This window comes from Brevibacillus sp. FSL K6-2834, assembly GCF_038592925.1.
In the GTDB taxonomy this organism is placed as follows: Bacteria; Bacillota; Bacilli; order Brevibacillales; family Brevibacillaceae; genus Brevibacillus; species Brevibacillus borstelensis.
The window spans coordinates 1060291-1073351 of sequence record NZ_CP151945.1 but is presented as its reverse complement, the minus strand read 5'-3'; the positions used below and the strand labels follow the sequence as shown (position 1 = coordinate 1073351).

Annotated in this window: 11 protein-coding genes; 3 read left to right on the top strand and 8 right to left on the bottom strand. The window is 52.4% G+C overall.

Features of this window, described 5'->3' with window-relative positions:
• Positions 1-128: 128 nt before the first annotated feature.
• Positions 129-1652, bottom strand: a complete 1524-nt coding sequence (locus NST96_RS05385) for an MDR family MFS transporter (RefSeq protein ID WP_342405679.1) — start codon at positions 1650-1652, stop codon at positions 129-131.
• A 651-nt stretch (positions 1653-2303) separates the two neighbouring features.
• On the opposite strand from NST96_RS05385, the gene NST96_RS05380 reads away from it, so the two are divergent.
• The 3 genes from NST96_RS05380 (at position 2304) to NST96_RS05370 (ending at position 4140) form a co-directional block, all read left to right on the top strand.
• A complete protein-coding gene (locus NST96_RS05380) occupies positions 2304-2426 on the top strand; it encodes a hypothetical protein (protein ID WP_255320373.1) in 123 nt (40 codons plus the stop codon).
• Between the two features lie 85 nt (positions 2427-2511).
• Positions 2512-2724: a hypothetical protein gene (locus NST96_RS05375; RefSeq protein WP_024985480.1), complete on the top strand. Its 213-nt coding sequence runs from the start codon at positions 2512-2514 to the stop codon at positions 2722-2724.
• 183 nt (positions 2725-2907) lie between these two features.
• Positions 2908-4140, top strand: coding sequence for an MFS transporter (locus tag NST96_RS05370; protein ID WP_342405678.1), 1233 nt, complete (start codon positions 2908-2910; stop codon positions 4138-4140).
• Between the two features lie 5 nt (positions 4141-4145).
• Here NST96_RS05370 and NST96_RS05365 read toward each other — a convergent pair whose 3' ends face one another.
• From NST96_RS05365 to eutH, 7 genes are all read right to left on the bottom strand, one after another.
• Entirely contained in the window at positions 4146-5039 is an 894-nt protein-coding gene (locus NST96_RS05365; RefSeq protein ID WP_003389265.1) for an AraC family transcriptional regulator, read from the bottom strand.
• Positions 5040-5267: 228 nt separating this feature from the next.
• Positions 5268-6533 (bottom strand): cytosine deaminase, encoded by a 1266-nt coding sequence (locus tag NST96_RS05360; RefSeq protein WP_003389266.1) that lies wholly within the window; start codon positions 6531-6533, stop codon positions 5268-5270.
• Between the two features lie 49 nt (positions 6534-6582).
• On the bottom strand, positions 6583-7839 hold the full coding sequence (gene codB / locus NST96_RS05355) for a cytosine permease (RefSeq protein WP_031932101.1): 1257 nt from the start codon (positions 7837-7839) through the stop codon (positions 6583-6585).
• A gap of 302 nt (positions 7840-8141) precedes the next feature.
• Positions 8142-9596, bottom strand: coding sequence for a nicotinate phosphoribosyltransferase (locus NST96_RS05350; RefSeq protein WP_003389268.1), 1455 nt, complete (start codon positions 9594-9596; stop codon positions 8142-8144).
• A gap of 219 nt (positions 9597-9815) precedes the next feature.
• Positions 9816-10565 (bottom strand): type I methionyl aminopeptidase, encoded by a 750-nt coding sequence (gene map, locus NST96_RS05345; RefSeq protein ID WP_003389269.1) that lies wholly within the window; start codon positions 10563-10565, stop codon positions 9816-9818.
• Positions 10562-11218 (bottom strand): TetR/AcrR family transcriptional regulator, encoded by a 657-nt coding sequence (locus NST96_RS05340; protein ID WP_003389270.1) that lies wholly within the window; start codon positions 11216-11218, stop codon positions 10562-10564. Before NST96_RS05340 ends, map begins: the two co-directional genes overlap by 4 nt.
• Positions 11219-11403: 185 nt before the next feature.
• Positions 11404-12678 carry an ethanolamine utilization protein EutH gene (eutH, locus tag NST96_RS05335; RefSeq protein ID WP_003389271.1) on the bottom strand — a complete coding sequence of 425 codons (1275 nt, stop codon included), beginning with the start codon at positions 12676-12678 and terminating at the stop codon, positions 11404-11406.
• Positions 12679-13061: the final 383 nt, after the last annotated feature.

Here is a 13061-nt window from a genome sequence, read left to right as displayed (position 1 = left end):
GAAAACGGACTACAGGGGGTACTGCCTTAGGCAGGCATTCGCTTTGGCTTGCATATTTTCCGCGTACGTCCCTATCGCTTTCATTTCTCCGCCGTCCGCTTTTCATCAGACTCAGACATCCGCAGCCGTCAGTGCACAGATACTCGCTTCCCGCCTGGCTCTTTTTCCGGTGCGGCTGCCCGTCTGAGAAACAGCGAGCAGGCCCAAGCGACGGCAATCAGCGCGAATGCCAGCAGGAACGCGCTTTTCATCCCGGCAAGCATAGCCAGGATTTTTCCCGTAGCATCATTTTGCGCGCCTGACGGACTTTCCAGAAACCGCTTGGAGCCATTCGTCATGACCGTCACGAGAAGCGCTGTCCCGACCGCACCCGATACCTGCTGGAGCGTGCCGATAATCGCTGTGCCGTGGGGGTATAGCGGCGGCGGCAGTTCATTTAGGGCATTGGTCATCACGGGCATCATCAGCATGGAGATGCCCAGCATGAGCAGCGTGTTCAACAGCATGATCATCCCGTAAGAGGTAGACAGCGTAATGATGGCAAATTGCCAGAGCGTATTTCCGATCAGCGCCAAGCCGATGACCGCCAGCCACCTCGCGCCGAATTTATCAAACAACCGTCCGGTGATCGGAGACATGATCCCCATCACCACTCCGCCGGGCAGCATGACCAGACCCGCTTCCAGCGGACTGTATCCCAGCGCGTTTTGCAGAAAAATCGGCAGCAGCAGCATCGCCGAGAACATCGCCATCATGACGATCATCATGATCAGCGTCGAGATGCGGAATACCTTGTATCCAAACGCCCTCAGATCCAGCAGCGGCTGCGGAATGACGAGCTGTCTCCATACGAACAGCCCCAAAGAAACGGCCCCGGTGACGATCGGAATGAGGACGCCATTGCCCGTCCATCCCCCGTGACTTTCGCCAGCGCTGCTAAAACCGTACACAATCCCTCCGAATCCGAAGGTCGAGAGAAGAAGCGAGATGACGTCAATTTTGGGATTCGTCGTCTCTGTCACATTCTTGAGCTTGGCATAGGCAAAGCCAATTACAAACAAAGCGATAGGCAGCACACCGTAAAAAAGCACCCTCCAACTGAAATGCTCGACGATGATGCCGGACAGCGTAGGTCCGATCGCAGGGGCAAAGGTGATTACAATCCCGATGGTCCCCATCGCTGAGCCTCTTTTTTCAATAGAGACGATGGCAAATACTACATTGGTCAGCAAAGGAAACAACAGTCCAGTCCCGGCAGCCTGCAGCACCCTGCCGGTTACCAGCAAGGCGAACCCTGGCGAGATCGCCGCGATGAATGTTCCCACTGTGAACAAGCCCATCGCCGACAGGAACAGGCTCCTTGTCGTGAACCGCTGGAGCAAATAGGCGGTAATCGGTATGAGGACTCCGATCACGAGCAAGTACCCGGTCGTCAGCCATTGCGCTTTGCTTGGTGAAATGCCGATGTCGGCCATGATTTTGGACAAGGCAACGTTGAGCAGGGTCTCGTTCAAGATGGCTACGAACACGCCCAGAATCATGACCATGACCACGACAAAATTGCCTCTGCTCCCGAAAGTCCCTCCTGTATGCTGCACTTCGCGTTTTTCCACAATCGCTCTCCTCTCCTTGGCAAATGCGCCCTGTTTCATGGACTCTCTTGAACCGTTGCCGCCCTCCCGCTTCGTTTTTAGAACCTTATTCTAGCCTGAAATGCCTGCACAGATTTCTTACCGATTGCTATGTTGCTGACGGCGGTATGCATGCCCGAAAGCTCTGAAAATACGCTCCACCGAAAGCATGCGGGAAAGAGTCCTGCCAAATGAGGCCAGCGTGGCTCCAATCTGGAAATCACCCTTTTTTTTGCGTATGATAGAGGGTAATGATCTTTTGCTAGAAGGGAGACAAAATGGCCCCCCGCTCAAAATGGTTGATATATAAATGGATTCTCGCGATAATCATCGCTTGCTTGTGCATGTTCCCGGCGACCCCCTCGCCAGCCGATACATTTGCTTCCGATGCAACGGCCAAGTACACGTCCGTAAAAAGCGAAGCCGTCCAGATTGTCAGCTACCGGCCTCATTTTACGGTCAAGTTTTTGAAGCAAAAGCTGCAAGGCTCCCTGTTCATGGACCAGTTGCGGAATTTGCAGCAAACGTACGCCGCCCCGCTCGTGACATTCCTGTTTGTGATCCAGACGCTGCTAAAATGGACCTTGCTAATGCCGATCCGATACGGGTCGATCTTCGTGGGCAGCTCCCCTTTTGGAACGCATTACATTCCAGAGAGGGGAAAAGCGGAACATGAAACATACAAAACAAGATGCCGAAATGATTCGGAGAACCGTAAAAGATTTGAAAATATTTGTCATCTTCATCGGGTTCGTGGTGGCAGGTTTGCTGGCCGCCAAATATTACTTGGGCTAACATGCAAATCCTCCCCTTGTTTTTGGGGGAGGATTCATTCATTGTCACGACGAGCCTATCATCAGAGCAAAAAGGAGTCTGTTCCGTGGAAAAATCACTTTATTTCGTCGTTAGCTGGGCGGACGCCAAGCAGTATTCGGACGCACTGAAAAAGCTTGGTATCGAACATATCATTGAAACGCCTGAAGAGATTCCTTCTCTCGTGCCGGGAGAGCTGGCTTTTGTATTTCCGAGCTTGCCCGTGCGCGTTTACGCCAAAGTCAGGACGCTTTTTTCACATAACGGCAAAAGATATTAATGCTGTGCCTGCCATGTAGAGCGTATTCGTCCTCCTGTTTGCGTCCCTCACACGCCATTCCTCCGCAATCAAAACCAGATTGTCAAACATCCCAAGCCGGTCCCGGCAATGTCTCCCATGATCGCAAATTTGGAACAGAAATCATTTTCCTCCCCCTCTATAATCAAGCCGGGAGGGAAAGAAATGAAGCCATTGCAAACAAGAGATCCATTTCACGTATACATCTATACGTGTTTCCTGTCACAGCTATTTTTCACCTTTGTATTTACGGTGAATCTGCTCTATCAAGTACAAGTCGTGAAGCTCGATCCGTTTCAGCTCGTTCTCGTTGGAACGGTATTGGAACTATCCGTTTTTCTTTTTGAGATTCCAACGGGAGTTGTTTCAGATTTAAAAAGCCGGAAGCTTTCTATCATCATTGGCTATGCGTTGATCGGCATTGGCTTTCTGGTAGAGGGGCTCTTTCCGCATTTTATACCCGTGCTGTTGAGCCAAGTCCTTTGGGGGCTCGGCTATACATGTACAAGCGGCTCGCAACAAGCCTGGATTGCCGATGAAATAGGGGAGGATCGCGCTTCACTTGCCTTTATGAAAGGGGCTAAAGCGAACAGGCTTGGGGAAATCATCGCGATCCCTTTTAGTATGGCCACAGGTTTTTTTATGGTTAATCTGCCGATCGTTATCGGCGGGAGTTGTATGATTGGGCTTGCTGTATTTTTGAGTTTTGCCATGAGAGAAGAAAATTTCAAACCTGCGGATCGCGAGGAACGAAAATCGAGTTGGCAGAGCATCAAGGTGAATATGAATACGATCATTCATTTTACGAAAACAAGCGCGATCATCCGCATCCTATTTCTCATTGCCTTGTTTGTCGGATTTTATAGTGAAGGATTCGACCGGCTGTGGATATCCCAGTTTTTGAACGTATCCCATTTATCGGACGTAATGGATGGTAGTTTCGTGGCGGTAGTTGGCAGCATTCAGCTCATCATCGTGCTCATTTCCTACGTGATCCTGCACTTTGTAAGTCGAAGCCCGATCCATCAGCATCTGCGCCTGATTTATGTATCGCTGTTTATCGGGAGCAGCGTGATTATCGCCTCATTGCTCGGTTTTGCGTTCTCTTCGCTTGGCGCTGTTTTAATCGCATTCTACGTCATCATCCAGGTGACGCGATCTGTGATGCATCCTTTGGAGGACATCTGGTTAAATAAAATCATTCCCGACTCGTCCACGCGTGCGACCTTCTTTTCCGTCAAAGGGCAAGTCGACGCCATCGGGCAAATCAGCGGCGGACCCGTAATCGGCTATATCGCTTCGAGCTTTACCATCAGGACGGCTATTGTGGCAAGCGCCATTCTGTTGACCCCTGTTCTAGTTTTCTACCATAAGCTCTTGAAAAAACGGAAAGGGTGAATCGATCACCCTCTTTCTTTTTCGATAATGGGAATATGGATTTCCATATAGATTTTTTCGTAATCCCAGTAATGGCAGTGTTCATCGTAGTATTCGAAATCAAAGCCGGCTTCATCTATTTCGTAAGACGATTGCGGCAGCCAATCTTCAAGGATGTATTGCCACGTTCCTTTAATGGAGGGGACGAACTGTGCGGGTTCCACGAGCGGCGTCCGAAAGATTGCGTACGTGGTTTCCGGGATGAGAAAGGCCGTCAGTTCCTTTGGAAGAGGGCGATCGTTATCGTAATGTACGGCAAATAAATACGTAAATCGGTCCTTGTCCTGCTCGTTGCTTATATTGATGCAGTACTCGCCATGCTTTTCAGGGGATAATAATTGATAGAGAAACCGTTCTATCGAGCCATCGGTTAACCCTCGTTGCTGCCAAAATGCCGGGGCGTCCCTCGTATAACGGACATTTTCAAAAGCGCCTTCGAACGCTTTACCCGCTACATAAAACGCGCTCCGCTTCGCGATCTTCGGCTGCATAATGATTCCGCCTGTATTTTTTTCATGGAGGCTTAAGAGATTTAATTTTTGCGGCAGCGATAGCGGACAATGCAGCTTGTATAAGCTTGGAGGGCTGCCAAAGCATTTCTTGAATGCCTTCGTAAAGCCGGAATGGGTCTCGAAGCCATAATCCATCGCGATTTGAATGATCTTTTCGCCGTTCGCCAATTCATACATCGCGTATTGCAGCTTTCTTTTGACAACGTAGTCCATGATCGTGAAACCGGTATGCTTGTGAAAAATCCGATAAAAATGGTAGGGCGAATATCCAGCCATCGCCGCCAGCTTTTCCGGATCGATTTCATCTTTAATATGATCTTCGATATAATCGATTGCTTTTTGAAGCAAGAGTAATTGGTGGATACAAGCACCCCCTTGTAGACATACGATGGGCCCTATTCAGATACCGGGCAATCCGTTCATTGTCTAGAGTATCAACAGCATCGGCAGACGTCCGCGTCCAGGCCGGCTTTCAAAGCGAACTAAAATAAAAATAACAGATAAGCGGCTTGATCGCATCAGGCTGCTTATCTGTCGTAGAACATGTTTCTCTGGCGCAAAAGCAAACTGCTTTTCCTATTTTTTAAACGTCACGATTTCACTCGTATCTCCAAACCGGAGAACAGGCTGGCTCGGCTCCGTCTCGGCGATGATCTTCCCGTGCCGAATCGAGTAACGGACGGTAGCCTGGCGGCGAATCGCATCGTATTCGTCCTGTGCGTTGAGAATGATCAGATTGCCCGGCTTTCCTTCCTCGATGCCGTACTCCGCTTCGATATGCAGCGTCTTCGCGCTGTTGACGGTAATCAGATCAATCGAGTCGACGATTTGCTCGTAGCCCATCAGCTGGCAGGCGTGAATGCCCATGAACAGCACCTGCAGCATATTCCCGGTACCGAGCGGATACCACGGATCGAAAATGTCGTCATGGCCGAAGCAGACGTTGATGCCCTCCTGCACCATCTCTTTCACGCGCGTGATGCCGCGGCGTTTTGGATAGCTGTCAAACCGCCCCTGCAGGTGGATGTTGACCAGCGGGTTGGCCACGAAGTTGATGCCGGACAGCTTGAGCAGACGGAACAGCTTCGACGCATAGGCATCATTGTACGAATGCATGGCCGTCGTATGCGAAGCCGTCACCTTTTCCCCGATCCCCAGACGGAGTGCCTCGGCGGCTACCACCTCGACGAAGCGGGACTGCTCATCGTCGATTTCGTCGCAGTGAATGTCTACGAGACGGTCGTATTTCTCAGCCAGGCCAAAAGCGAGCCGCATGGATTCGACGCCGTATTCGCGGGTAAATTCGTAATGCGGGATTCCTCCGACAACGTCAGCGCCGAGACGAAGCGACTCTTCCAGCAGCTCCGCTCCGTTGGCGTAGGAAAGAATGCCTTCCTGCGGGAAAGCGACGAGCTGGAGATTGACGTACGGAGCCATCTCCTCCTTAACCTCCAGCATGGCGTGCAGCGCGGTCAGGCTGGGGTCTGTGACGTCCACATGCGTGCGAACATGCTGAATCCCCTGTGCCACCTGCCATTTGAGCGCTGTTTTGGCCCGCTCTTTGACATCTTCCTTGGTCAGCGTCTGCTTGCGCTCCGACCAGCGTTGGATGCCTTCAAACAGCGTTCCGCTCACATTCCAGCTAGGCTCTCCTGCTGTCAAAGTCGTATCCAGATGGATGTGCGGCTCGATGAACGGCGGCAGAACTAGCGCCCCACCCGCATCCACCACTTTTCCTTCAAAACCTGTGATCTCCGTGGCGATTTTGACGATCTTGCCGTCACGGATGGCGATTTGCCACAGCCCTTCGCGTCCGCGAAGCTTTGCGTTGGTAATAAGCACAATCTTTCACCTCTTCATTTTTGTCGCTTGCTTCTGTGTCTGCTTTATTTTACCTGTTTTCCGTCAGATTCGCTGAACGGTGCGCTCCCATGGCTCGCATGACGACGACATAGATCAGCGCCGAGCCGATGATTGCATTGAGCGGCGGAATCCCCGGCACGAATGTCGCGAGCAGGACACCGGCTACCCAGGCAATGATTGCGACTACATTGACGCTGGCAAATGTTGCTGTCTCAAAATGCTTGTACTTCTCCCGGTTGACGAAGAAGTAATCCGCCAGAATAATGGCTCCGATCGGCGGCAGCGTGGAGCCGAGGAAGGTCAGGAAATCGACGAAGTTGTTGTAGAGCCACCAAGCCAAGGCGGTCCCGACCACGCCGTTGAAAATGACCACTTTTTTGATTTTCACTTTGGTAATGTTGGACAGGCCAAGGCCTGAAGCGTAGAGCGCATTGTCGTTGGTCGTCCAGATATTCAAACCGAGAATGATAATGGCCGGCAGAATCATTCCCTGCAAGAACATCACTTCAGAAACATCGGACTGTCCCGTCGCGATGGCCCCGATCGCCCCGAAGAAGAACATTAGCGAGTTGCCGATGAAAAAGGCGATCACAGTCGCGATCACGCTGTTTCGCTTGGAGTTGGCAAAGCGGGTAAAGTCCGGCGTCAGCGTTCCGCCGCTGATGAAAGACCCGACGCAGATCGTCAGGGCTGTCGCCATGGAAATCGCTTGCGCCGGTTGATATTGCAAAAGTCCCTGCAGTCCCCCCACAGAGTTCGCTGCATCAGTAACCGAAATCATGCCCAGTACGGCAATGGACGGACACGCGATAAAGCTCAGTATGGCCAATGCCTTGATGCCGAAGTAGACAGTAGCCGTCATCACAATACCGAACACCACGATCAGCAAAAGCGTATCGATCCCCGTCACCTTGTTGACTGGCAAAGCAAACATCGCTACCCCAACGCCGAACCAGCCGATCTGCGTCGCCGCCAGCATGAACGAAGCGAGGTACGAGCCCTTTTCCCCGAAGGCAAAGCGGGCCAAAAGATGCGTGGACAGGCCCGTATCAGCGGCCATATACGCCAATGCCCCGGTGTAGATGCCAAGAATCAGATTTCCTGCAAGTACGGCCAGTACGAACTGGGTAAAGGTAAGCCCCGTCCCGAGCTGACCGCCCGACCACATGCTGGCCGAGAAAAACGTAAAGCCGAGCATCACGACGAGAATGTGCCAAAAACTGCTGCGCTGCGATTTCGGAACCGCTTCGAGTGAATATTCCTTATCGACGGATGAAGTGCTCATCTGTACCACCCCTGTTGTTATTTTGTAGACCGGCACCCAACCAAAAAGAGGCCTCCTGCCGTAATTCCTGACAAGAGGCCTCTTTCACCACAACGACAGAAAGGGACACAAAGATTCCCAGCCTGCCATCAGCGGATTTCCGACTTACCTTGTCAGCCTCACGGGACTGATTTAAAGGTACCGTATCTAGTTCATTGGAATTATCTGCGATTCTTGTCCATCTGTCAATGAAAACCTGCCGACGAGACCCCGCTAGTTTTTTCACAAGTGTATGCGGACCCTTTCATCGCTATGACAAGAACTTATTTTCCTTTGTCGATATAGCGCTGCATCAGGCTCGCTCTGGTCAGCCAGACCTGGTCGCTCAGATGAATCCGGTAATGCTCGGGATTCATCATCCGCAAGTACTCCGGCCAGAACATCTGCAGCTGCTCCTTGTGATGACGGCGGATTTCTGCCAGATCAGGCAATTGATACACACGCTTGCCTTCCACAAAGACAGGGACGAGCAGCGGCTCGGCCACGTAGTTTTCCACCAGCTTGCTCAAGTACGTGTGGCTCGGGTGAAACAGCTTGATCGGCGCCTGCTCCTGGATGTCCGTCTCTGACGGATAACAGAGATAGTCCGCGATCGCTTTTCCGGTGCTTCTGTCGATCAGCCGGTAAATGTCTTTCGCTCCCGGAGTCGTCACTTTCTCCGGGTTGGCCGATATTTTGATCGTCGGGATGTACTCGCCGTCGTCACCTTCTCGGGCGACCAGCTTGTACACACCGCCCAAGGTAGGCTGATCTGCTGCCGTAATCAGCTGCGTCCCCACTCCCCAGGAGTCGACCCTCGCCCCCTGCACCTTCAGGCTCAAGATCGTATGCTCGTCCAGATCATTGGACGCGACGATTTTCACGTCGGAAAGCCCTGCCTGATCGAGCATCTCCCGCGTTTTGATTGAAAGAAAGGCAATATCGCCGCTGTCGAGACGAACAGCCCGCAGCCGTTTGCCCTGCCGCTGCATCTCCAGGCCGATATTGATCGCATGCGGCACCCCGCTCCCCAGCGTATCGTACGTGTCCACCAGCAATGTCACTTGGTCAGGCAGAGCGGCTGCATAACGGCGGAACGCCTCCTCCTCGTTTTCGTGCGACTGGACCCAGGAATGGGCATGCGTCCCTGCCGTCGGGATGCCAAACAGCTTTCCTGCCAGCATGTTTGACGTAGAGTCAAACCCGGCGAGATAGACAGCCCTCGTTCCCCAGAGCGCAGCGTCCGCTTCCTGGGCGCGCCGGATGCCGAATTCCATCAGCAAATCGTCTTTGGCTACCTGACGGATCCGCGACGCCTTTGTGGCAATGAGCGTTTGGTAGTTCATAAAATTAAGCAGCGCTGTCTCCATGAGCTGCGCTTCAAAAATTCTGCTTTCCACGCGAACCAACGGCTCGTTTGGAAACACCAGCGAACCTTCCTTGACAGAATGGAGCGTCCCCGTGAAGCGAAAATTGCGGAGCTCCTCGAGAAAGCCGGGATCGTAATTTTCCTCCTGCTCGCGCAAATAATCCAGATCGCTTTCTTCAAAGCGAAGATCCTCCACGTATTTGACGATCCGCTCCAAGCCCGCAAATACGGCGTAACCGTTTCCAAACGGAAGCTTCCGAAAAAACGCCTCGAAAACCGCTTTGCGATTGTGGGTGCCATTGATCCAATGCGCATACATCATGTTTATTTGATACTTGTCTGTATGTAAAGCCAATCCTGGTGAAAGCAAGCTGCTTCGCCTCCTGTTGTTGCAGCGCCTGTGCGGAAAACCGGCGGACACCGCGGCGCTGGACGCCCTCCTCGAATCTGGCGTATACGAAAAACGCATGAATACTTCTCTCTATTTTAGCCTTTGTCGATGACAAGGTATAGCTTTGAAATGCAAAAGAAGGCCTGCCGGACGACAATGCGCCATCGCATCCGTTCGCCAGCAGGCTTTCGCTTTGATCTAGTTTTGATCCGTCAGCACGATTGGTCCGTCGCTCGTGATCGCAATCGTATGCTCGTACTGGGCTGACAGCTTGCCATCCAGCGTCCGGGCTGTCCAACCGTCCGCGTCAATCTTCATCCGATGGGTTCCTGCATTCAGCATCGGCTCGATGGTTAGCACCATTCCCTCTTTCAGCCGGAATCCTTTGCCTGGCACTCCGACGTGATTGTAGTTGGGCTCCTCATGCAGCTCCCGGCCTACTCCATGCGCCAGCAGATCACGCACGACAGAATACCCGTTTTCCTCGGCATGACTCTGAACCGCGTGCATCACGTCTCCGATCCGGTTTCCCGGCACAGCTTGCGCGATCCCTTTGTACAGGCATTCCTTGGTCACCCGCATCAATCTTTTCGCTTCGTCGGAAACCTCGCCCACCGCATAGCACCAGCAAGAATCTCCTACCCAGCCGTTGTACGTGGCGACGATGTCGATTTTGACGATATCCCCGTTTTTAAGCGGCTTTCTGCTCGGGAAGCCGTGTGCAATGACGTCGTTGACCGATGCGCAGATCGCTGCCGGGAATCCGTTGTAACCGTCCGTGTACGTCCCTCCACCTTGCTGCCTGATCAGCTTTTCGACAAAATCGTTGATCTCCTGCGTAGTGACGCCCGGCTTGATTCTTTTGGCGATTTCCTTGTGGCATGTCGCCACGATCCGGCCTGCCGGTCTCATCTGCTCGATCTCTTCGCGAGTCTTCAAGTAAATCACGCCCGGCTCCTCCCTTTGCTCTCTCCGCTCTCTGAGAGGCGGCGCTCACTTACGCTCTTTCGGATCATCAGCAGCACTCCCTCCGGTGAAAAGTCTGCATCCTTGTGGTACATGGAAATGCCGAAGCATCCGACCAGGGTGCCGATGATAAAATTGGCGATTCGGCCGGGATCGGTCCCCGTCGCGAGCGCTTCCGACTGAACCTGCATCTGCGTGATACACTCCAGCAGAGGCTGATACAGGGTATCGTCGAATCTCTGTTTGGCTGTGCGGCGAAGCTGCTCTTCCATTCCCACGAAGTTTTCCGCGGCCCATTTGTAGACGATAAACGCTGCGGGTGCCTCCAGCCACAGCCGCAAAAGCCCGGCACAGAACTCATCCAGCAGTTCCGCCGACTTTTCTTGCCGAGAAAAGAAAGCGCTTGTCAAAGCTTCCGACAGTTCAAAGCCTCTATCCAGCAAATCACTGACGAGACTGTTCTTGTTGCTGTAATAATGGTAGACAGTGCCATAACCGAGTCCCGCTTTTTTGGCGACGTCGCGAATATCAAAGAGAAGGCCTTTCTCAAAATAGATCTGTCCTGCAGCCTCCATGATCTGTTGAATGCGCTTTTCCCGCAACTCTTCACATTGTTCCTTTGTTCGCGGAGACATGGATATCCTCCTTATTTTTAGACCTACAAGTATGTCGATAATAAAATACCACTTTTTGGACTGAGCTGCAAGCGATTTGGCCAGCCATAGTGCGCCCTTTTGAAAAAACGCAATAAAAATCCCCCTGGATTCATGAAAACCGCGTGAGTTTTCGATGAATAGCAGGGGGAAGGAAGTTCTTTTATTTACGACGCCGCAACATCCTTCGCAGCGGCAGCCTCTTTTTGTCCCTCGAGATACTCCGTTGGACCGATAATACCTTTTTCACGATCCTGTTTCTCCAGCTCCAGCGCTTTTGGCACGGACAGCCAGTAGGCCAGACCGATAGCGATCACGCCGGCACCGAATTTCCCGATAATCAGAGGCAGGATGATCGTAGGCTGGAAGTTGGCGGAGAACGACAGGTGGTCGCCCAGCAAGAACGCCGCACATACCCCAAACGCGATATTGATCACCTTGTCTTTTGGCGGCATGGAGCGAACGAGTCGGAACATCGCCAGGATGTTGGCGATCGTCGCGAGCAAACCGGCGCTTCCCGTCGGGCTCAGGCCCATCCGGTTGCCCATCGCCTGCAGAGGCTTCGCCGCGTATTTCCGCAGCATGTACACCATCGGGAAAGCACCCGCCAGCATGATACCGATATAACCGGCCGTTTCCAGGGCGCGGAACTGATCGGTCGGATCGGCAATGATCGGATCGAAGCCCCAGGAGCCAAATACCTTGGAAAAGACGCCTGTGAAGTATTCCACGATCGAGAATACGAGGACGAGCTTGATGCCTGCATCCATCGTCTTCCCGAAAATCATGAATGCCTTGATCATCAGGTCGGGCAGGAAGCGTAGACCGAGCGCAATGGCGACCACAAACACCAGGATCGGCGACAGATTGATCAGAATTTTTCCGTATCCGATGGCAAAGGCGTAGGTGGATTCCGCATCAGTCGAGATTGTTTCGCGCACCTTGGTATTCGTCATTACGAGAATAGCACTGGTGATAAAGGCGCCGATAGGAACCGTCAAAATCCCGGACATCACGCCAAGCGCCATGTATTTGTGATCCCGTTTGTCGAGCATCGCCAGGCCCATCGGAATGGAAAACACGATGGTAGCTCCCGCCATGAATCCGACGATCATCGCCATGATCCAGCCCTCATAGGAGCTTTTCAGCACGTTGGCCAACTGGTAGCCGCCCATATCGCTGGCCAAAATAGCGGTGGCCGCAAGCGCCGGATCGGCTCCGATCTTGTTGAAAATCGGCCCGCAGACCTTGTCGATAAACCAGGAAATATACGGAATTGAGGCCATGATACCTGCTGCCGGTACGAAGATATAACCGGTGGAATGAAGACCTTCCATAAATTCTTTGCCGAGCCCTTCATCACTGTTGCGGATCGCTGCGATTGCGCCGATCACCGCACAAATCATGATAAAGTAAATGACGTAACTGCCGATTTGGTCCATGTATCAACCCCACCTTTTCTCGCGCGTTCTATCGTCTGTCAGGCATAAAACGATCCTAAACCAGCGTGACACCCCATTTGCCTGCGGGCTTCCCCGGCTGTCGGGGGCTTCCGTCGGCAAGCCGCACGGACTTGGACAGCGGCTGCTTGCTTTCTCCCTCATGGTTCTCCTCCTTCGCAAAGGCATGGAAAAAATTAACAATAAAGGCGCCTAGTAATCTGGTAGCAGATTACCCAAGCGCCTTTGCTTTTTCGTATACACTTGTGAATTGTGAACAAGCGGGACAAAACTGGAACCGCTTACAATCAGGCAAAAAAATAAAAGCGGTACGCATAATTTATACTTCTTCATATACTCTGAAAATTCATCAGTAAAGCTCCATT

Coding starts and splice junctions, on each gene's coding strand:
- NST96_RS05385 (WP_342405679.1), bottom strand. CDS start 1,652: ATGAAACAGGGCGCATTTGCCAAGGAGAGGAGAGCGATTGTGGAAAAA.
- NST96_RS05380 (WP_255320373.1), top strand. CDS start 2,304: ATGAAACATACAAAACAAGATGCCGAAATGATTCGGAGAACCGTAAAA.
- NST96_RS05370 (WP_342405678.1), top strand. CDS start 2,908: ATGAAGCCATTGCAAACAAGAGATCCATTTCACGTATACATCTATACG.
- codB (WP_031932101.1), bottom strand. CDS start 7,839: ATGAGCACTTCATCCGTCGATAAGGAATATTCACTCGAAGCGGTTCCG.
- NST96_RS05340 (WP_003389270.1), bottom strand. CDS start 11,218: ATGTCTCCGCGAACAAAGGAACAATGTGAAGAGTTGCGGGAAAAGCGC.
- eutH (WP_003389271.1), bottom strand. CDS start 12,678: ATGGACCAAATCGGCAGTTACGTCATTTACTTTATCATGATTTGTGCG.